A 19,821-nucleotide genomic window follows, 5' to 3' on the forward strand; every position below is an offset into this window, starting at 1 on the left:
AAGAACAGATGACGGCGAAGACGGTTTCTTCTGAACCACCTGTCAAAACCGGTCTGCGGCAGGCGCTCTTGGCGCCTGTCCGGCTTGCCATGGGGCTCGTCGATATTCCCATGCGCGGCTGGCAGAAGCTGACCGGGCTGAACGGCATGGCGGGCGTCTTCCTGGCGCCCAACATGCTGATCTTCACCGTCTTCGTGCTGCTGCCGCTGGTCATCAACTTCATCTATTCGACGACGAGCGGCAGCGCCATCTTCCTGCAGAACAGGACCTATGTCGGCGCCGACCAGTACCGTATCCTCTTCGATTGCGGCAGCTATCTCGACCCTTCGACTTGCGCTGCCGACACCTTCTGGGCGGCCGTGCGCAACACCGCCGTCTTCGTCGTCTTCCAGGTGACTGTGATGCTGGTCGCAGCGCTCGCAACGGCGCTGATCCTCAACCGTGAGCTTTCCAATCGCGGCTTCTGGCGCGCCGTCTTCTTCTTTCCGGTGCTGCTGTCGCCCGTCGTCGTCGGCCTGATCTGGAAATGGATACTGCAGCGGGAGGGCCTGTTGAACTATGCGCTGAGCCCCTTCGGCTTCGAGCCGTTCTCCTGGCTCAGCGATCGTTTCTGGGCCTTCTTCTTCGCCGTCTTCGTCTCGGTCTGGGCGCATATGGGCTTTTATGCGCTGATCCTGCTCGCCGGCCTGCAGGCGATCCCGCGGGATCTCTACGAGGCGGCGGCGATGGACAGCGCCCGTCCAACCCGCATTTTCCGGCGGATCACCCTGCCGCTTCTAATGCCGAACCTCATCGTCGTGCTGGTCTTGGCGCTGATCCGCGCCGTGCAGATCTTCGACGAGGTCTTCGTTTTGACCGGCGGCGGGCCGGGCACCAGCACCATGTACATCACCCAGTATATCTATGAGACCGGCTTTGCGAGTTCGCTGCGCAATCCGGGGCTGGCTTCCGCTGCCTCGATCCTGATGGGTTTCGTGCTCGTCATCCTGACGCTGGTCCAGCTCGGCGTCAGTAGCCGCAACGAGAAGAAGGGAGCACGCCAATGAGCGCTGTCTCTGCCTTCCTGCTCCGCCGCCGCGGCCGAGGCTGGCACTGGACGGATGTCGTCACCTGGATCTGGCTGATCTCAGGCGTGATCCTGATGTTCGGCCCGGCCGTCTGGCTGGTCTTCTCATCGTTCAAGACGCCGGCCGCCCTTGCCGAGTTTCCGCCGTCCTTCCTGCCCTATGTCACCGAACAGGCAGTGGTGCCGGGCTACGACAAGCCGTTGCCGCTCTATAATGTCGCAATGCCGGATGGCAGCACCCGTGTGCTCGCCGAAGTGCGCCGCATCGGCATCATCGGCCAGATGGTCGATCCGAAACAGCCGGGCGAAATCGTCAAGGCGAATATCAAGGACCGCACACCGGTGCGCCAGGTCAAATTCGCCGGCGGCAACTACACCGAACCTTTCCAGCGCTTCGATTTCTTCCTGTTCCTGCGCAACTCCGTCTTCGTCACCGTCGTCGCGACGGCCATCACGCTGCTCGTCAATTCCATGGCCGCTTTCGCGCTGTCGAAATACCAGTTCCCCGGCCGCACCGCCGTCATGCTGATGATCCTGGCAACACTGATGGTGCCGCTTTCGGTCATCGTCGTGCCGCTCTATTCCGTCATCGGCACGCTGAACCTCTTCGACAGCCTCTGGGGCGTCATCCTGCCGACGGTCGCCACCCCGACGGGCGTCTTCCTGCTCAGGCAATACATGCTGACGATCCCCGACGAATTGCTCGACGCCGCGCGCATGGACAAGGCCAGCGAATGGCAGATCTACTGGCGCATCATCCTGCCGCTGTCGGCGCCGGCACTGGCGGTGCTGGCGATCTTCTCGGTCGTCTGGCGCTGGAACGACTTCCTCTGGCCGCTGATCGTGCTCTCGCGCAAGGAACTCTATACGCTGCAGGTCGGCCTCAACGTCTATGCCGGCGAACTCAATGTGCAATGGCACTACATCCTCGCCATGACCGTCGTCTCGATGATCCCGGTCGTGCTGATCTTCGTCTTCCTGCAGCGCTTCATTACGACGGGCATCGCCGGCTCGGGGCTCAAATAGGCCAGCTATAATTTGAACAGGAGAGTGCATGAGCGGGCTCGAGCTCAGGAACATCGTCAAGAATTTCGGCGCCGTCGAGGTCATTCGCGATGTCTCGCTGCATGTCAATGACGGCGAGTTCGTCGCTTTCGTCGGCCCTTCCGGCTGCGGGAAATCGACGCTGCTGCGCCTCATCGCCGGCCTCGATAAGCCCACCGGCGGCAGCATCGCCATCGACGGCAAGGATGTCACCGCTATCAGCGCCGCCGATCGCGGCCTGGCCATGGTCTTCCAGTCCTATGCGCTCTATCCGCATATGAGTGTCAGGGAAAACCTCGCCTTCGGTCTGGAGAACACCAAGGTGGCGAAAGCCGAGATCGAAGCGCGTATCACGGACGCCGCCCGCATGTTGGAGATCGAGCCCTTCCTGCAGCGCCGTCCGGGCCAGCTCTCCGGCGGTCAGCGCCAGCGCGTCGCGATCGGCCGCGCCATCGTGCGGCGGCCGGATGCCTTCCTGCTCGACGAGCCGCTGTCCAATCTCGACGCCGAACTCAGGGTCAGCATGCGGGCCGAACTGGCGGCCCTTCACGCCCGCCTGAAGGCGACGATGATCTATGTCACCCATGACCAGGTCGAGGCGATGACGCTGGCCGACCGCATCGTCGTCTTGAGAAGCGGCAGGGTCGAGCAGGTGGGAACGCCGCTGGAACTCTATAACAACCCGGCCAATCGTTTCGTCGCCGGCTTCATCGGCGCGCCGCACATGAATTTCCTCGAAGGTGCGATTGTCGGTCACCAGGGCGGTTTCGCTGAGGTCGAAACCGTTGGTGGCCATCGTCTCTCGGTGATTGCCAAGGAGGCACGCCCGACGGGCGAAAGGGTCAGCATCGGCATCCGCCCGCAACACATCACCCTGGCCGATGCGGCCTCAGCGAGCAGACTGGACACCCGCGTCACCCTTGTCGAGGAACTGGGCTCGGAGACCGTCGTCCACGCCGACGCAGGCGGGAAGAAGCTGATTGCGGTCTTTGCCGGCCAGCAGCGGATGAAATCGGGCGACAGCCTGCCGCTGCATCTCGATCCCCATGTGCTGCACCTCTTCGGCGAGGACGGCCGGCGTCTGTCCTGATGGGCTGAACCGCTCGTCAGCTTCCAGTCAGGCGCTCCCAATTCGCATGCGCGAACTTTGCCTTTTTGGCCGCATCGAGCTCCAGATCTTCGACAAATCGCCGCGCCTCGCCTCCGGGGCGATATTGGTATGGGTAGTCTGTCGAGAACAGGATGCGGTCCCCTCCGACGGCATCGATCGCCTGTCGCAAATAGGCCGGGCTGAACATGCCGCTTGCCGTCACATAGAGATTGTTTCGGACATAGTCGAGGAATGGCCGCTGGAGTTTGGACACCCGATCCAGCATGACGAGCCGCTCGAGATAAAACAGCACCAGCTCACCCCAGTGCCCGAGGATGACCTGGAGGTTCGGGTTACGGTCAAAGACGCCGCCCAGGATCAGGCGCACGAACTGGATGCCGGCCTCGAAATGCCATCCGAGGGCAAATGTGGACAGGGCGAGATCGATGGGTGCGCCGAAGCCCGCATAATAGCTGTCGCTAATGCTTGTCTGCGGGATCTGAGGATGAATCAGGAGCGGGACATTGAGTTCCGCTGCGCTGGCGAATGTCGGTTCGAAGATCACATGATCGAGATTCTTGTCGCCGACCCGGCCGAACAGAACGGCACCTTTGCAGCCGAGTTCCTCGACGGCTCGCTGTAGCTCCCGCGCCGCCTCGTCCGGTTGCGCAAAGGAGAGAGCCGCCATCGCCTGGAAGCGGGATGGGTGAGCCGAAACAGCCTCGGCCAGATAATCATTGGCGCGACGAGCAAGATCAATGCCAAGATGGCCGAGATTATTGAGACCCGGGGTCGTCAACGACAGAACCTGCACATCGACGCCGGTCTCGTCCATCAGAGCCAGCCGCTGCTCTCCAAGATCCGCCAGCCGTTCGCCGAGCAGACCCGGATTGAGCCCAAGCGTTCCGTCGTCGGCGCCGGGGATCGTGTTCCACCCATGCTTCACCTCATCGGGCAGGACATGCTCTTCGATTGCGATGATCTTCATTGGTGAATTCCTTCGGTCAGGACTTTTGGGTGAGTTGATCGACGATCGCCTGGCCGACGCCGTGTGCAGACGCGGGGTTCTGACCTGTGATCAGACGGCCATCGACCACCACCTTCTCCGTCCAGTTCGGCGCCGGCTGATGCCGCGCGCCTCGCTCCTTGAGGGTCGTTGCCAGCAGATAAGGCACGACCTTGGTGTACTTGACCTCCGCCTCTTCCTCGTCCGTGAACGCGGCGAGCTTCTTGCCCGCGACCAAATGGCTGCCGTCCGAGAGCGTTGCGTTCACCAATGCAGCGGGGCCGTGGCAGACCGCCGAGACGATGCCGCCGGTTTCGTAGATGTCGCGGATGACGCGTTGCACAGCCGGGCTGTCGGCGAAATCCCACATCGTGCCATGACCGCCGGCGAAGAACACCGCTGAGTAGCGAGCGGGATCGAGTTCGTCGAGGATGAGCGAGTGGGCGAGCGCATCGCGGAACTCGCGGTCCTTCCAGAAGCGGGCGTTGACCGGATCGGTGAGGTCGAAGAAGTCGATCGGCGGATGGCCGCCCCGGATCGAGGCGATCTCGGTCGGGATTCCGGCCGCGCGGAAAACCTTGAGTGGATGCGTGAGTTCGACCATCGCAAAGCCGGTCGGCTCGCCGGTATCGCCTCTGATCGGATGGCTGGTGACCACGCAAAGGATGGGCTTGATGTTATTTGCCATTGTCTTGGCTCCGCACGAGTTGAGCGAGGCAATGTCGATCACGAAGGTCGCTCTTCAACATGCGCTCGTAGGCTCTGCTGCGCCCACCGAATTCGCGATCGGGCGCAAACTGTTCCGTTGTATCGCAGACGGGGAATCTCAGGCGTTGCCTGAAGCAAACAGCGATTCCCAGTTGAGGAAGGGGCCAAGCGGGATGACCTCCCAGTCGATGAGTCCGGCCTTGGCCAGCGGGAATTCGCTCAGGGCCTCCTTGGCGGCTTCGACCGACTCGCATTCGGCGATGATGGCGACACCCGGACGGTCCTGGCGAAAATAGATGTCGCGGATGATGCCGCCCTTGTACATCTGCCAGGCGTGTCGGGCTTCATCCGTCATATGCGGCTGGTACTTTTCCAGACTAGCGCCAGGCTGGGGAATATCGAGGCAAAGCAGTTTCATGGCAAAATTCCTTGGTTGAGAAAGATGGATCAGGCGGGTTGAAACCGGCGCACGGTCTCGGCCACGCGACGACCGAGGTAGCCCGCGGTGTTGAGGTCGCTTCCGGCCGGCGTGATATCTGGCGCTTGATCAACATTCGATTGGGTCATGACGCCAAGCCAGCTCCCGAGCCGGTTGAGGTCGTCTGTGCTGCCGGTGCTGCTGCTGTTGCCCGGCATCAGATCGAGACCAACCCAGATCATGCCGTGTTGCGCGGCAAACAGCGCCATCGATACGAGCGAGTTCAGCTTGTCGCCGTGCTGGGCTCCGGAGTTGGTGAACCCGGCAGCGATCTTGTTGCGCCACTTCAGCTCCGACCAGGCCGCTTTGGTGGAGTCCTCGAAGAACTGCTTGAGCTTGGCGCTAATGAGGCCGTTATAGGTCGGCGACCCGAAGATAATGGCGTCGCTCCGTTCCAGCGCATTCCAGTCCATCGCGCCATCCGCGACGGCGACCAGTTTCGCCTCGGTTCCTTCCACTTCCCGTACGCCCTCGGCAACCGCCTCGGCGACACGCGCGGTATGGCCGTAGCCGCTGTCATAGACGATGGATACCAGCAATTGCCGTCCTTCCGTTGATGAGATGGCGCGCGAACGGTGGGCGATGTTTGCGATGTGTCCGGCCTGCTCAGGTTGCGGTTGCCATGAAATATCGATTGCTTGGCCAGCCTTATATCGTTGAATATAGTTGACGATTAGAAATCGTTTTTCTCTTCTTTGGTTCCTTAGGTTCTCCAATCTCAGGACCGTTCTTTGCGAGGATCCGCACGGTGCGAGACAGGTTTGATGGGGTGCAAGTCTTTGTCGAGGCAGTCGAGACGGGCGGCTTCGCCAAAGCTGCCGAGCGATTGTCGTTGACGCGCTCCGCGGTCGGTAAGGCCATCGCGCGTCTCGAGGAGCGCCTGGGCGTCCGGTTGTTTCACAGGACCACGCGGACGCAGAGCCTGACCGAGGATGGTCAGCAATATTACGAGCGCTGTGTGCGTGCGATCGAGGAATTGCGCGCGGGCGAGTGTCTGCTGGAATCGGGCCGGCGCGAGGTCGTCGGCAGGTTGCGCGTGTCGCTGCCCGTCTTGTTTGGCCGCTACTGCGCCGCACCCATCCTGCGTGCCTATGCGCGCCAGCACGAGAGGCTTGAACTCGAACTCAGCTTCAGTGACCGCCAGATCGATCTGATCGCCGACGGCTTCGATTTGGCGGTGCGCAACGGCGCCCTTGGCAACGGAACCGCGCTCCACGCCCGGCGACTGGTCAGCCCACGCAAGGCGCTCTGCGCCTCTCCAGCCTATCTTGCCGCACGAGGGGAGCCGAGTTCTCTGGGGGATCTGTCAGAACATGACACGCTCGTATATTGGCGCAACGATTATGGCCTGACCTGGCAGCTTCCCGATGCGACCGGTGCTCTCATCGACCTGTCGGTCACTTCAAGACTGCGCTTTGACGATCTCGAAGTGATCGCCGATGCCGCCGTCGATGGCATGGGCCTGGCTTGGCTTCCCTACTGGCTGATCCATGACCGCGTGCAGGCAGGCGAACTGATCGAACTCTGGACCGATCGACCGAGGGCGGCGATGGAATGCTACGCCGTCTGGCCAACCACCCAATATCTGCCGTTGCGGTCGCGACTGGCGATCGATGCGCTTGCCACCGAATTGCCGAAGCGTTTCGTTGTCTGAAGCGGATCCCTTCGGGCTTCATTTCCCGCAAGAGCCGCGCAACGGTGCCTGAAGTGGCTCTCCATGGTGTCGTCGCAGCCGCTCACGTTGAATAACGCAATGCGTTCACGAGAAGGGAAAAAGCGGGCGAAGACTGGCGTCGGCTTGGGTAGTAGAGATGGAAGCCCTCCCAATAGGGCGAAAAATCTTCCAGAAACCGGTGGAGGCGACCAGTTCCGAGATGGAGCTTGGCGATATCTTCCGGGACATAGGCAAAGCCGAAGCCGTCGAGAGCCGCCTCAAGAACGTTGTAGATCGTGTTGAAGACCAGCTGTCCGTCCACCCGAACCTTGATCTCGCGGCCGTTCTCTTCGAACTCCCAGGCATAGAGACCGCCATAGGTGGGCAGGCGCAGATTGATGCACCTGTGCTGCATGAGGTCCTTCGGATGTCTTGGAATATCGCGTGAGGCAAAGTAGGATTCTGCGGCGACGACGGCGAAGCGAACATCCGGCCCGATCCTCACCGAGATCATGTCCTTGGCGATCTGTTCGCCGAAGCGCACGCCGGCGTCGTAGCCTTCACTGACGATGTCCTGCAGACCGTAGTTCACGTCCAGTTCGAGCCTGATGTCGGGATATTGTTGGAGAAAGGTTCGAAGCTTTGGCCATATGTAGCACTGGATCTGGTAATCGCCGGCGGTCAATCGGACGGTTCCAGCCGGCTGGTCCCGAAGAATGTTGAGCCCATCGAGCGCAGATCCGATCTCGTCGAAAAGCGGACCGATGCTCTGCAGCATCCGTTCGCCGGCCTCGGTGGGTGAGACGCTGCGCGTCGTCCTTGTCAGCAGCCGCACCCCCAGCCGCTGCTCGAGCTGACGGAGCGTATGGCTCAGCGCCGACTGCGAGACGCCGAACTTGGCGGCGGCTTTGGTGAAACTGCGCTCCCTCGCAACCACCAAGAACACCATCAGGTCGTTGATATTCTGGCGCTCCACTGATGATTCCTCCTCATAGACCGACGCCCATCATAAACGCCTGCCTATGAAATGGTAGCAATCAACTCTGGACCAGCAAGCACGCCGGACCCCTTTGCGCCGGACCGGCGTGCTTTCGCTGCAGGCTGGAGCTTCACTTTGCCCGGCTACGCAGCACCTCTCCGACAACCGACGATGCAGAGAAGGCGTTCGGCCAGCCGGCGTAGAAGGCCGTATGGGCAACGACCTCGCCGGCTTCGTCGGCGGTCAGGCCGTTATCCATGGCGCGGTTGAGGTGATAGGTGATCTGAGCGCTCTGGCCCGATGCGATCAGCGAGCTGACCGTCACGAGGCTGCGGTCTCGCGGTGCAAGGCCCGGCCGCTGCCAGAGATCGAGGAACAGCGGGTCGGTTGTGAACTGCACGAGCCCCGGAGAGATCGGACCGACATTCTTTTCGACGCCGGTGGCGCGTTGGCGCTCGGCTTCCTCGTTGAGTGGCAGCAGTTGCGGAGAGGCCGCAGGCAGCTGATCGGTGGTGATGCCCCGATCTTTGAAGACGTCCTTGGTCGCCGCGACTGCCGACATCGCGTTCGACCAGCCCGAGTAGAAAGCCAGATGCGTGATGATCTCGGAGACCTCCGTCGAGGTCACCCCGCTATCGAGAGCGACGTCGATGTAGTGCTTCAGATCGATTGCCTGGTTTCGGGCGATCAAAACGGCGAGCGTGACGATGCTGCGATCGCGACGTGACAGTTGCGGCCGCTGCCACAGGTTTCCGAGCACGTCCTCTTCAGCGTATCGGCCAAGAGCCGGCGATACGGACTGGATATCGCTGACCGACAATGATGAAGCACTTGCCGGCATGGCTCCGCCTCCACTTCCTTCCTGGGCCATGACAGGCTCGCCCATCGTGAGCGAGATTGCCGTGGCGGCCAAAATTCGTTTCATGATGATATCCTTCCAACTCGGTTGTTCCGGCATCGCCTGGAATGGGCCTGCAACGGCGCAACGACGAAAGCCGCAATGCGCCCGTCGTCAGCGTCGAAGCACGGTTCTGTGGTATTGCTGCTGCAGAATGTGCCGCTAGAGACCGGATCGACGCAGCATTTCTTCGGGATAACGAGCTCCCTGAATGACGATGTTGGTCTGCTCGATCTCATCGAGATCGGCCTTGTCCAAGGTGACGTTCAGCGCCCCGATATTCTCCTCGAACCGTTCGAGCTTGCGGGTGCCGAACAGCGGAACAATCCAGCGCTTCTGCGCCAGCAGCCAAGCTAGCGCGACCTGCGCCGGCGTCACACCATGCTTCTCGCCGATCTTGCCGGTCAGCTCGACCAGCTTCAGGTTGGCAAGACGCGCTTCCTCGGAGAAGCGGGGGATTCCCGCTCGGATATCGGAACTGTCGAATGTGGTGTTGAGGTCGATCTTGCCGGTCAGAAATCCCTTGCCGAGAGGGCTGAAAGGCACGAGCCCGATGCCGAGCTCCTCGAGCGTCGGAATGATTTCGGCCTCCGGCTCGCGGGTCCACAAGGAATATTCGCTTTGCAACGCGGCCACCGGCTGTACCGCATGCGCACGGCGTATCGATCGGGCACCGGCCTCGGACAGACCGAACCACCGCACCTTGCCCTCGGCGATCAGCTCCCTGACCGTGCCGGCCACATCTTCCATGGGCACGTCTGGATCGACCCGGTGCTGATAGTAGAGGTCGATGTGGTCGGTGCGCAGGCGCTTTAGGCTGCCCTCGATGGCGCGGCGGATCTGCGCCGGCTTGCTATTGACGCCACCGCGGTGCTCGCCCGTCTGCTGATCGATGTCCCAGCCGAATTTCGTGGCGATCTTGACCTTGGCGCGAACCGGAGCAAGCGCCTCGCCCACCATCTCCTCGTTCGTCCAGGGGCCGTAGACTTCAGCGGTGTCGAAGAAATCCATGCCGCGTTCGACAGCGGTGCGAAGCAGGTCGATCATCTCCATTCGGTCGGGGAGCTCGCGGGCCTTGCCATAGCCCATGGCGCCCAGCGACAAAGCGGAGACCTCCAGGCCCTGGCCGAGTGTGCGCTTGATCATTTGCTTCTCCTCTTTTCAGGTTGATTTGAAGAGCTATCGACGACGCGCGCCCTGAGGCGATCGCATGCCGATCTCATGCGATCCGACCGCCGTCAGGTTTTTTCCTCGCGCGGCGTGATCCGGACGGTTGCCGCGCGTGCTCGGGCACTGACCATCGGCGCGAGATACTGGCTCTTGCCGTATTTGGCGCGGTAAGCGTCGTCGATGCGATCGTTGATTGGGCCGTCCACAGGCTCGAAGGCGACCGTGCGCGTCATCCCGGCGGCAATGATCCGTCCGGCCTTCTGGTGGACCGCCGCCTGATACCATCTGGACTTCTGACCATAGTAGCCGCGTACATAGAGCCAGCCATCGACAACGACCTCCCAGATCCAGGTCGGGGTGCCATAGGTGGCGCCATCTTCGCGAAACGGTGCGATTTTCAGATCGTCGGCCTGATCGATTTTGCTAAGTTCGTCATCCGACCAGTTCATCGTCGCTCTCCGCTTGTGTCGGCCGCAGCCGTCATACTGCTTCTCAATCTTATGCTCTGAATATAGGGCGCCCCCCAGCCATGATTAGGCACAGCAAATCGCATGAACTTATGAGCGTGAATCATCAATGCGGGCCGGTCACAGGGGGCTAAGCAACCACTCGGCTGGAAGGGTGGCTTAAGCGGACATCCGTCCTCGCTCACATCAGTAGGGGGGCTAACTCGGCGCACCGGAACATGGTGATCGATTGCGGTTCGATCGGCATTCTGCTACGAACGGCCTGTCGAAAGAGTGCTGACCGGATGGTAGCCCGGTCGCCGTCTCAAGGGACGGCAATTCTCCCTCCAAGGGTATCCGCGACACCCGAGACCGGCTTGCCGGTCGCAAAGGTGTGTCCGCTGATAACCACGTCATCGTCGGCGCACCTTCTCAACTGTTGGAAGGATGGACGACCTTGAAGCTCACAGGAAACACAATTCTCATTACTGGCGGCGCAACCGGCATCGGTTTTGCGCTCGCGCGGCGCCTTTCCGAAAAGGGCAATCACGTCATCATTTGCGGTAGAAGCGAAGGCGCGCTCCGGAAGGCACAGGAGGACGTGCCTGCGCTGATCACCCGCATTTGCGACCTTGCCAACGGCGAGAGCCGCCATTCTATGGTCGAATGGCTGAAGGCGGAGCATCCGGCACTCAACGTCGTCGTCAACAACGCCGGCGTTCAGCATCGGCGCGATTTCAATACGGATCCGGCGATCGAAACTCTCGATCAGGAAGTGGCGATCAATCTTACGGCGCCGATCCATCTGATCGCTCAGCTGCTCGCTACCTTGCGGCAGCAAGAACATGCGTTCATCATCAACGTCAGCTCGGGCCTCGCTTTTTCGCCGATGGCCGATGTGCCGGTCTATTGCGCCACGAAGGCCGCGATCCACTCCTTTACGCTCAGCCTGCGCCATCAGTTGAAATCCACAGCAATTCGGGTGATCGAGGTCGCGCCACCGATCGTCGATACCGCTCTCGGCGGTGGTACGCGCAGCGAAGGCACAGCAAGCCGCATGATGGTCTCCTCGGAAGAGTTCGCTGCCGATGCGCTGGCGCAGCTTGAAGCGGATAAGGATGAGATCCTCGTCGGTATCTCCGCCGACACGCGCCGGATGGGCGAAGCCCTGTTCGAGCGCATGAACAGCCGCTCCTGATGGGTGTGGATTGCCGTGACCGGTCGCGGCAATCCCTCCCGAAGATCGCCGCTCGGCCGCTAGATCTGCAAGCGGACGACGTCACACTAACGATGGTGCCAGAATTTGGCACCGTGGTGGTCTAACCTGCATCGACGTGACGGAATTCAGGAAAGCCATGGTCATCAGACTTCGCGGCGACGCCGGAAATTGCCTCCGCGGATGTCCATGCGATCCCCAAGCATTCCCATCAAACGCGGGCAGGGGAGGTTGCCTGGTCATCGGGCCGATGGCGCTGCCCGGGCTCGCGGCGGCTGCCACCGTCACAGTCGTGCCTTCAGCAAAACAGGAAGAATGGCCCACTATGAAACGCATTCAATATCACCAGTACGGCGGCCCCGATCTGATGCGGCTCGAGGAGTTCGAACTGGCTTCGCCGGGTAAAGGACAAGTGGCGGTTAAGATCAAGTTCGCAGCGATCAATCCTATCGATTGGAAGCTGCGGGCGGGACGGATGAAGATCGTTACGGGAAGGGCTTTTCCTCGCGCAATGGGGATGGATATTTCCGGGACCGTCATTTCGGTCGGTGAAGGGGTGACGCGCTTCAAGATCGGCGATGCCGTGTTCGGTCTTGCCCGGTTCAAGGAGAGCGGGGCCTTGGGAGAGGCTGTCGTCACCAAGGACAGCTTCTTGGCCAAGAAGCCCGACACCGTTTCGTTTGAGGAGGCGGCTTGTCTCGGGACGCCTGGAGCCACTGCTTGGAACGGGCTGGTCGACAAAGCGAAGCTGACTGCCGGCGAGCACGTCTTCATCAATGGCTGTACCGGTGCGGTGGGCGAAGCGGCTGTGCAGATCGCGCAGATTCTGGGCGCAAAGGTCTCGGGCAGTTGCAGCGCGGTGGCGACGGAACGGGCGCGGGCCCTCGGCGTTCAAACCGTGTTCGACTATCGGACAACTGATTTGTCGACGGTTCGCGAGCGTTTCGATGTGGTCTACGACACGGCTGCGACGATGACGGACGCCGTGGGGCTTGGGCTCTTGCGTCAGAATGGCCGGTTCGTCGACCTCAATCCCACGCCAGGGAAATTCATTCGGTCGATGTTCAACCGAAGACTGAAGGTTGTGGTGTGCACACCGAGGTCCGAGATTCTCGATAGAATCGCTCGTGCCGCCAAGGACGAAAATCTTCGCCTTCCGATCGCCGAGATCGTGCCTCTCAGCGAAGCCATTCCACTCATCACGGCTCTTGAGTCCGGACGGAAGCTCGCCGGAAAAGCCCTCGTCACGATGGAGTGAGCGTGTCACGAAGCCATCGATTATTTGACCTGATGCAAGTTCTTCGTCGTCACCGCGGAACGGTACCCGGCTTGACGCTTGCGCGAGAGCTCGGCGTTTCGCTGCGGACCATCCGTCGTGACATCGTGACGCTGCAGGCCATGGGCGCGGATATCGATGGAGAGCCCGGGGTCGGCTACATACTGCAGCCGGGTTTCCTTTTGCCGCCTCTGTCTTTCACGGAAGAAGAGATCCAGGCGCTTGTCGCTGGCGCGCAGTGGGTTAGTCGGCACACAGACGATGCTTTGGCGCACGCTGTTCAAAACGCGCTCGCAAAAATCGGCGGTGTGCTTCCCCCCGACCTGCGACGGGGCTTGGACGACAACACGTTCTTTGTTGGTCGTTCTGAAAAAGGTTCATCGGTGCTTGATCTGGCGCAGGTCAGGCGAGCGATGCGCGAGCAGCGAAAGATCCGCATCACGCACGCAGATCAAAGCGGGGCTGTGTCCGAAAGGAACATATGGCCAATCATGCTGGGATTCATTGATTCACAGCGATTTATCGCGGGTTGGTGCGAATTGCTGGGCGACTTTCGCATTTTCCAAGCTGACCACGTCATGACCGTCAGTTTCCTGGACGATCACTATCCGGGAAACCGCCGCCAACTCGTCAAGGAGTGGCGCGCTCAGGAAAAGCATCCCTGCAAACAGAGGGATTGCGGATAGCTGATTGTTGCCTCGGCCCCCGAATTTAACCTCGCTCTGCAGGCATGCCTGCAGAGCGTTTCGAAGACTTTATAGAGATCGGAAATAATGATGGCTTATACGACTTCCTCCGACCGCCCCTTCAAGCAGAAGCGGCGAATTTGGGCCTTTTGGGTGCTGACCGTTGCCTTTGTCACCTTCCAGCTCATCGCGCATCCGGGCTTCGGACCTGAAAGCCTTTTTCTCACACTGCTCGCTCAGTTTGGAACATTGTTGATCGCTTTTGGCATAATCGGACGAATCTGGGCGACCATCTATATTGGAGGTCGAAAGAATTCCGCGCTTGTGACCCAGGGACCCTATTCGATCACGCGCAACCCTCTTTATCTCTTTTCGCTCTGCACGATCAGCGGCGTCTGCCTGGTGTTTGGAAGTCTGCTTATCACCGCAATTTTCACGCTGCTCGCCTATCTTGTGTTCAGATATACGGCGAAGCGGGAGGCTGTATATTTGTCTCACCTCTTCGCTGAGCCATATGCGGAATACGCCCGGCGCACACCGTTGTTCTGGCCCAATTTCTCCAACTTTGAGTGGGGGCAGGCTCCGGTGATTTCCAACCGGGCGCTGCTGGTGACATCAAGAGATTCTCTCTTCACCATCGCCATGATCCCATTTTCCGAACTGGTCGAATACCTTCGAGAAAGCGGCTTTCTAACCATGGCTATTATTGTTCCTTGAAAGTGACTGTGTGAACAGCACCTCTTCGGCGAGGACGGGCGGCGCCTGTCCTGATAGGCTGCGAGAGCAGGTCTCGCGCTCGCGCAGACAAACGACGCCGACCCCCCATCATCCTGCGACATCGGCGCAGGCAAGCCAGCCGTCCGACGCTGACGACGGACGATGGGGCAGGGCCAGGAAGCTATGCCCGGCGGATCCGGCATGATGCCCGACGGAATGATCGGGCGGAGCATGATGATGCCGTCCGGCATGATGGACGGCATGCCGATGATGTCGATGCGCGGACACATGATGAAAATCATGTTCGCGGTCGCCGACGCCGACGGAGACGGCGCGCTGTCCTTCGAGGAGGTGACGGCGATCCACAAGCGGATATTCGACGGCGTGGACGCGAACAACGACGGCAAGGTCACGACCGACGAATTGCAGGCGTTCATGCGGCCGTAGCGGGGCCTGGGATCCAGCCTCGGCTCTGCGAATAGTCGCGGAGCCGCCGAGGATATGATAGGATCGCAATGCATTGACCACGGGAGGGGTAAATGCGCCGAGTCCTTCTGTGTCTGATCCTTTGCGCGCAATCCGCATCGACGGCGGCGGCGTCCGAGCTCGCCATTTTCCACACCGCTTCGTTCGGCGGCAGCCGGTCGGTCAGCCTCAGCCTGGCAGAGGGCGGTCCCGCCCGCGATCGCGCCTTTGATTTCGATGTCGTCATCACGTTGTCGGAATTCGACGGTGACGGGACGGTGCTCTATCGGGACGGGGGAAGACACCAGGCGAGCGTGCGCTGCGTTGCGCCCGCCATGGTGCGGATCAATTCCGCCGACTATGTGATCGACCTGTCGACGCGGCCGGGAACCGACTGGAAGCACGATCTCTGGGCGGCGCTCTGCACCGCTCCGGTTTCCTGAGCGGCAGCTTAGCGTGGCTTGATTGATCGAGGCGTCAGACCTTCCGGGGACGAACCTCCATAAACACGTATGGGGCGGCGGTTCCCGAGGGGATCGCATAGACGTCATAGACCGCGGCCGGATCGACACCCATTCCCAATGAGCCGGACGGCATCCCCGGCACGGCCAGTCCTCGGACCGGCGGCCGCTCTCGGAGCAGGCGCTGCACGGCCTCGAGCGGAACATGTCCCTCAAGGTAGTATTCCTCGACGACGGCGGTGTGGCACCCCTCCAAGTCGGCAGGTACGCCCAGCCGTGCCTTGACCGCGCCAAGGTCGTCGGTGTCGCGGGCGTCGACGGAAAATCCTGCCGCGGCCATCGCCTTCGACCATTCATGACAGCAGCCGCAGTTCGGATCCTTGTAGACGGTCATCTTCGCCGGGGCGGCGCGGGCTCCTGCGCCAAGGAAAGCCAAGGCTGATGCCGCCAACGCGATGAAGCTTCTCCTGTGCATCGTCTCCACTCCTCGATGTCCCGCCGCCCAGACCCGTCCGGGCGGCGGGAGGTGGCTATTTTACTTCGGTGACGGTCAACTTGCCATTCACGCGTTCGGCAACGAACTCGATGTTCGAACCTTCCTTCAGTCTTTCGAGCAGAGCCGGGTCTTCCACCCGGAAGACCATCGTCATCGCCGGCATGTCGAGGTTCTTCAGGTCCTCATGCTTGATGGTGACCTTCTTTGCCTTTGTGTCGACCTTGTTGACGATACCCTTGGTGTATTCTTCGGCGAGTGCGCCGAAGGCTGCGCTGGTGCAGAGCAGGGCGGCGAGGCCAATTTTGATCATTGCAGTTTTCATGCTTGTGGCTCCTTTTTGCGGGTTACTTGCCAGCGACGGTGACGTCGCCGTGCATACCGGCCTCGTAGTGGCCGGGGATCAGGCAGGCGAACTTGAACTCGCCGTCGGTGGTGAACTTCCAGACGATCTCGCCGGATTGGCCGGCCGGAAGACGGATGGAGTTGGCGTCGGCATGTTCCATTTCCGGGAACTTCTCCATGACCTTCTTGTGCTCCAGGATCTTGTCTTCCTGATCGAGCACGAATTCGTGGTCGACTGTTCCGGCGTTCTTGATCGCGATCTTGACCGTCTGCCCTTTGCGGACGTTGAAGACGGCGGGGGTGAACAACATTTTCCCGTCGTCGGTTTCCTTCATCGTGACGCGGATCGTCTGCGTCGCCTTGGCCTTGTCGCCGGGTTCTCCGATGGCCATCTTCTCGCCATGGCCGCCGGCGTGGTTGCCTGAGGCAAGTGCTGGTGACGCGATTGCTGCGAAGGCCAGTGCCATGAGATAATTCTTCATCCGTAATTCCTTTTCGATGTTGAGATTGGACCTCAGCCGTTTGTCGGCTTCGGCGTGATTTGCGTTTCCGCGTCTTTGGCCTTGGTCGCGTCCGGAAGTTCTCCGGTCCACTCCCAGGCCTGCGTTCCGGGCGGGTTTTCGTACCAGCCGGGATCTGAGTAATCGTCTGCCGAGATCCCCTCGCGGACCTTGACGACCGAGAACATGCCCCCCATTTCGATCGGACCATGCGGCCCCCAGCCGGTCATCATCGGAACGGTGTTCTCGGGGATGGGCATTTCCATTTCGCCCATGTCGGCCATGCCCTTGGTGCCCATGGGCATGTATTCCGGCTGCAGCTTCCTGATCTTCTCGGCGACCTTCGATTTGTCCGCGCCGATGAAGGTCGGGATGTCGTGACCCATGGCGTTCATCGTGTGGTGCGACTTGTGGCAGTGGATCGCCCAGTCGCCGAGATACTTGGCGTCGAACTCGTAGGCACGCATCGCGCCGACGGGGATGTCGATGCTCACCTCCGGCCACCGCGCTTCCGGCCGCACCCAGCCACCGTCGGTGCAGGTCACTTCGAAATCGTAGCCATGCATGTGGACCGGATGGTTGGTCATCGTCAGGTTGCCGACGCGGACGCGCACCCGGTCATTCCTGGACACGACGAGAGGACTGATGTCCGGGAACACGCGGCTGTTCCAGCACCACATGTTGAAGTCGGTCATCTCCATGATCCGCGGCACGTAGGAGCCGGGGTCGATGTCGTAGGCGTTGAGCAGGAAGACGAAGTCTCGGTCGACGCGCATGAACTTGGGATCTTTCGGATGGATCACGAAGAAACCCATCATGCCCATGGCCATCTGCACCATCTCGTCGGAATGCGGGTGGTACATGAAGGTGCCGGATTTCACGAGGTCGAACTCGTAGACGTAGGTCTTGCCGACTGGAATATGCGGCTGCGTCAGGCCGCCGACGCCGTCCATGCCCGACGGCAGGATCATGCCGTGCCAGTGGATCGTCGTGTGCTCCGGCAGCTTGTTGGTGACGAAGATGCGGACGCGATCGCCTTCGACAGCCTCGATCGTCGGTCCCGGTGACTGCCCGTTGTAGCCCCACAGATAGGCGGTCATGCCGTCCGCCATCTCGCGTTCGACCGGTTCGGCGACGAGGTGGAACTCCTTGACGCCATTGTTCATCCTGTGCGGCAGGGTCCAGCCGTTGAGGGTGACCACGGGCTGATAGTCAGGACCGGAGCTAGGGCGGAGTGGCGGCTGCATGTCGGCCGATTCCATCGTCGGGGCCTCGGGCAGACCCATCGCCGAGGTCTTCGTCCAGGCGGCTGTGGTGAGCAGGGCAGCGCTGGCTCCAAAAAGTTGTCGTCTGTTGAACATGGTGTGTCCTTTCTCAATGACCGCCGCCAGCGCTGCTTTCGGAAGCAGCGGCGACCTCGGTCTCTGCCGCCGCCTTCGTCGCGCCGCCGCCGTAGATCGCAGGCGCCAGATCGGCTTCGGCCAGCCAGAAATCTCGCTTCGCGTTGACGGAAAGCAGGGTGGAGTTGATCTTGTCGCGGGTGTCCGTCAGCAGCTCGAAGGTGTTCGAGATCATGCCGTTGTAGGTCAGCAGGGATTCCTCCTCGACCTTGGTGCGCAGCGGCACGACGTTGTTGCGGTAGTGCCGCGCGATATCGTAGTGCGAGCGGTAAGCCTCGTAGGCGGAGCGTGCTTCCGATCGGACGTTGACGGCTTTTTCGGCCAGCAGGTTCGCCGCCCGCATGTAGGCCAGCTCGGACTTGCGCATCCGGGCCTTGCCGGTGTCGAAGATCGGGATGGCGAACTCAAGCTCGACCTGCGCAGTGGTCCTCGTTTTCGTCTCGTCGTCCTCGATTTCGCGTTCCGTTTCGAAACCGGTCAGGATTTCGAGGTCGGTCACATAGCGTGTCGCCTCGGTGAGGCCGTAGGACTTGGCCGTGGCCTCAAGGTCGAGCTTAGCGATCTGCAGGTCGATACGGTTCCTGAGGGCTTCGGCCTCGATGGTATCGCGTCTGACGACGGATTTGGGGAGCGGGGGCAGGCTGTTCGGGACCTGGTAGTCCAGATCGGAGCCCCAGAGGCCCATCAGCCGCGTTAGATCCTCCTTGGCGAGACGGGCCGCCAGCCGGGCCTTTGCCGTTTCTCCGGCGAGCTCGGCGACGAAGACATGTTCACGGGCCTGGGCGCCCTTGGCCATCGCGCCTGTCTCGCCCAGCTTCTCGGCGAGTTCCGAGGCTGCGTCGGCAGTCGCCTGGGCGTGCTGGAGCTGCCCGACGTTTTCCCATGACGCGACCGCGCCGATCCAGGCGCGCCGGGTGTCAGCAGCGACCTGGAGTGTCTTCACTGCAGCGGTCAACTGCGCCTGCCGGAAGCGGGTGTCGGCGATCGCCACGTCCCGGTTCCTCGTGGCGAGCGCCAGGATGTTCGTCGTGATCATTCCTTCGATCGTTTTGAACGCCCCCAGCTCCGGCGTCCCCATGCCTGTCGTGCCGATGGAGACGGTCGGATTGATGAACATCGTCGACTGCCAGGCGTCGGCGGCGCTGTCGCCGAGATCGGCATAGGCGGCCTGGAGGCCCTTGTTGTTGAGCAGCGCGATCTGGACGGCCGTCTCGACGTCGAGAGGCTTCGTTCGAGCAAGCAGGCCTTTGACCTGCGCGGCCGCCGATCGGGCCTGGTTCTGGTTTTGGATCCAGACGGTCTCTTTCGCCGTGACAGTAGCGGTTTTGTTGGCAACGGAGGTGAAGCCCGCCTCCTTGCGGGAATAGTCGGTACCTGTAACGCAGCCGCTCAAGGCGAGCGGGAATGCCAGCGCCGCGATCAGTCTTGTGGTGCCGATCATGAGCCGTCTCCATTCATGGGAGACTGCAGATCGTTCTGTCTGCGCCAGGGTTTGGGATCGACCGGCTGGCGGGCGACGTAACCTGTGATCGGCGACCTGTATGCCGGCGGAAGCGCGGACGGCTGAATGACCGCGGTGGGAAATGCCACCACGTCGGGAGGAAGCGTGGATGCGCAGCCACCGGCAACAAGCGGCAGCCCCACCACGAAAAGCGAGGGTTTCATTTTGAAATATCCGAATAGGAGATAGCCTACGGCGCGCTCGCCCAGAAACAGGCAAGCG

General features: G+C 61.2%; 23 protein-coding genes and 1 pseudogene. 10 read left to right on the forward strand and 14 right to left on the reverse strand.

Annotated elements, in window-relative coordinates:
- Positions 1 to 8: 8 nt before the first annotated feature.
- The 3 genes from ACD590_RS09380 to ACD590_RS09390 are packed head-to-tail and all read left to right on the forward strand — an operon-like array spanning position 9 to position 3,200.
- Entirely contained in the window at positions 9 to 1,046 is a 1,038-nt protein-coding gene (locus ACD590_RS09380) for a carbohydrate ABC transporter permease (protein ID WP_018241965.1), read from the forward strand.
- Positions 1,043 to 2,092: a carbohydrate ABC transporter permease gene (locus ACD590_RS09385; protein WP_168278050.1), complete on the forward strand. Its 1,050-nt coding sequence runs from the start codon at positions 1,043 to 1,045 to the stop codon at positions 2,090 to 2,092. The genes ACD590_RS09380 and ACD590_RS09385 overlap by 4 nt, the downstream gene beginning before the upstream one ends.
- Positions 2,093 to 2,120: 28 nt before the next feature.
- The gene (locus ACD590_RS09390; protein WP_047621784.1) at positions 2,121 to 3,200 is read left to right on the forward strand and encodes an ABC transporter ATP-binding protein; all 1,080 of its coding nucleotides are present in this window, start codon (positions 2,121 to 2,123) and stop codon (positions 3,198 to 3,200) included.
- Positions 3,201 to 3,216: 16 nt separating this feature from the next.
- Here ACD590_RS09390 and ACD590_RS09395 read toward each other — a convergent pair whose 3' ends face one another.
- The 4 genes from ACD590_RS09395 to ACD590_RS09410 form a co-directional block, all read right to left on the reverse strand.
- Positions 3,217 to 4,188, reverse strand: coding sequence for an amidohydrolase family protein (locus ACD590_RS09395; protein WP_439002472.1), 972 nt, complete (start codon positions 4,186 to 4,188; stop codon positions 3,217 to 3,219).
- Positions 4,189 to 4,204: 16 nt separating this feature from the next.
- Positions 4,205 to 4,894 (reverse strand): type 1 glutamine amidotransferase domain-containing protein, encoded by a 690-nt coding sequence (locus ACD590_RS09400; protein ID WP_439002473.1) that lies wholly within the window; start codon positions 4,892 to 4,894, stop codon positions 4,205 to 4,207.
- Between the two features lie 138 nt (positions 4,895 to 5,032).
- Entirely contained in the window at positions 5,033 to 5,332 is a 300-nt protein-coding gene (locus tag ACD590_RS09405; RefSeq protein WP_439002474.1) for a superoxide dismutase, read from the reverse strand.
- 29 nt (positions 5,333 to 5,361) lie between these two features.
- Positions 5,362 to 5,931 (reverse strand): flavodoxin family protein, encoded by a 570-nt coding sequence (locus ACD590_RS09410; protein WP_018445403.1) that lies wholly within the window; start codon positions 5,929 to 5,931, stop codon positions 5,362 to 5,364.
- Between the two features lie 209 nt (positions 5,932 to 6,140).
- Here ACD590_RS09410 and ACD590_RS09415 point away from each other — a divergent pair, with 209 nt between their 5' ends.
- Entirely contained in the window at positions 6,141 to 7,046 is a 906-nt protein-coding gene (locus ACD590_RS09415; RefSeq protein ID WP_026230533.1) for a LysR family transcriptional regulator, read from the forward strand.
- 82 nt (positions 7,047 to 7,128) lie between these two features.
- Here the strand turns inward: ACD590_RS09415 and ACD590_RS09420 are convergent, their stop codons facing one another.
- From ACD590_RS09420 to ACD590_RS09435, 4 genes are all read right to left on the reverse strand, one after another.
- Positions 7,129 to 8,022, reverse strand: coding sequence for a LysR family transcriptional regulator (locus ACD590_RS09420; RefSeq protein WP_011651929.1), 894 nt, complete (start codon positions 8,020 to 8,022; stop codon positions 7,129 to 7,131).
- Between the two features lie 133 nt (positions 8,023 to 8,155).
- Positions 8,156 to 8,950 (reverse strand): carboxymuconolactone decarboxylase family protein, encoded by a 795-nt coding sequence (locus tag ACD590_RS09425; RefSeq protein WP_130652354.1) that lies wholly within the window; start codon positions 8,948 to 8,950, stop codon positions 8,156 to 8,158.
- 135 nt (positions 8,951 to 9,085) lie between these two features.
- Positions 9,086 to 10,069, reverse strand: a complete 984-nt coding sequence (locus ACD590_RS09430; protein ID WP_130652355.1) for an aldo/keto reductase — start codon at positions 10,067 to 10,069, stop codon at positions 9,086 to 9,088.
- Between the two features lie 92 nt (positions 10,070 to 10,161).
- On the reverse strand, positions 10,162 to 10,542 hold the full coding sequence (locus ACD590_RS09435) for a DUF2255 family protein (protein ID WP_439002475.1): 381 nt from the start codon (positions 10,540 to 10,542) through the stop codon (positions 10,162 to 10,164).
- Positions 10,543 to 10,996: 454 nt separating this feature from the next.
- Between ACD590_RS09435 and ACD590_RS09440 the strand changes: the two genes are divergently transcribed.
- The 6 genes and pseudogenes from ACD590_RS09440 to ACD590_RS09465 all read left to right on the forward strand — a co-directional run bounded on the left by ACD590_RS09440 (position 10,997) and on the right by ACD590_RS09465 (position 15,342).
- Complete coding sequence (locus tag ACD590_RS09440) at positions 10,997 to 11,737, forward strand: SDR family oxidoreductase (RefSeq protein ID WP_130652356.1); 741 nt, start codon at positions 10,997 to 10,999, stop codon at positions 11,735 to 11,737.
- A 343-nt stretch (positions 11,738 to 12,080) separates the two neighbouring features.
- Entirely contained in the window at positions 12,081 to 13,013 is a 933-nt protein-coding gene (locus ACD590_RS09445; RefSeq protein ID WP_115157677.1) for an NAD(P)-dependent alcohol dehydrogenase, read from the forward strand.
- On the forward strand, positions 13,010 to 13,717 hold the full coding sequence (locus ACD590_RS09450) for a helix-turn-helix transcriptional regulator (protein WP_115157554.1): 708 nt from the start codon (positions 13,010 to 13,012) through the stop codon (positions 13,715 to 13,717). Before ACD590_RS09445 ends, ACD590_RS09450 begins: the two co-directional genes overlap by 4 nt.
- A 90-nt stretch (positions 13,718 to 13,807) precedes the next feature.
- Positions 13,808 to 14,434, forward strand: a complete 627-nt coding sequence (locus ACD590_RS09455) for a methyltransferase family protein (RefSeq protein ID WP_130652357.1) — start codon at positions 13,808 to 13,810, stop codon at positions 14,432 to 14,434.
- Between the two features lie 69 nt (positions 14,435 to 14,503).
- A pseudogene (locus ACD590_RS09460) lies at positions 14,504 to 14,881 on the forward strand (EF-hand domain-containing protein); the annotation flags it as partial.
- Positions 14,882 to 14,973: 92 nt separating this feature from the next.
- On the forward strand, positions 14,974 to 15,342 hold the full coding sequence (locus ACD590_RS09465) for a hypothetical protein (RefSeq protein ID WP_130716369.1): 369 nt from the start codon (positions 14,974 to 14,976) through the stop codon (positions 15,340 to 15,342).
- Positions 15,343 to 15,376: 34 nt separating this feature from the next.
- Here ACD590_RS09465 and ACD590_RS09470 read toward each other — a convergent pair whose 3' ends face one another.
- From ACD590_RS09470 to ACD590_RS09495, 6 genes are read right to left on the reverse strand one after another with little or no spacing between them, the layout of a single operon-like run.
- Positions 15,377 to 15,835, reverse strand: coding sequence for a DUF411 domain-containing protein (locus ACD590_RS09470; protein WP_113544201.1), 459 nt, complete (start codon positions 15,833 to 15,835; stop codon positions 15,377 to 15,379).
- A gap of 55 nt (positions 15,836 to 15,890) precedes the next feature.
- Positions 15,891 to 16,178, reverse strand: a complete 288-nt coding sequence (locus tag ACD590_RS09475; RefSeq protein WP_247265356.1) for a copper-binding protein — start codon at positions 16,176 to 16,178, stop codon at positions 15,891 to 15,893.
- Positions 16,179 to 16,200: 22 nt separating this feature from the next.
- Entirely contained in the window at positions 16,201 to 16,680 is a 480-nt protein-coding gene (locus tag ACD590_RS09480; RefSeq protein WP_018241971.1) for a cupredoxin domain-containing protein, read from the reverse strand.
- Positions 16,681 to 16,712: 32 nt separating this feature from the next.
- Entirely contained in the window at positions 16,713 to 18,059 is a 1,347-nt protein-coding gene (locus ACD590_RS09485) for a multicopper oxidase family protein (RefSeq protein ID WP_018241972.1), read from the reverse strand.
- 13 nt (positions 18,060 to 18,072) lie between these two features.
- Positions 18,073 to 19,539, reverse strand: coding sequence for a TolC family protein (locus ACD590_RS09490; RefSeq protein WP_439002476.1), 1,467 nt, complete (start codon positions 19,537 to 19,539; stop codon positions 18,073 to 18,075).
- Positions 19,536 to 19,763 carry a hypothetical protein gene (locus ACD590_RS09495; RefSeq protein ID WP_018241974.1) on the reverse strand — a complete coding sequence of 76 codons (228 nt, stop codon included), beginning with the start codon at positions 19,761 to 19,763 and terminating at the stop codon, positions 19,536 to 19,538. Before ACD590_RS09495 ends, ACD590_RS09490 begins: the two co-directional genes overlap by 4 nt.
- Positions 19,764 to 19,821 lie beyond the last annotated feature (58 nt).

The sequence above is a fragment of the Rhizobium sp. 862_C5_N1_2 genome, from assembly GCF_051811205.1.
In the GTDB taxonomy this organism is placed as follows: domain Bacteria; phylum Pseudomonadota; class Alphaproteobacteria; order Rhizobiales; family Rhizobiaceae; genus Rhizobium; species Rhizobium leguminosarum.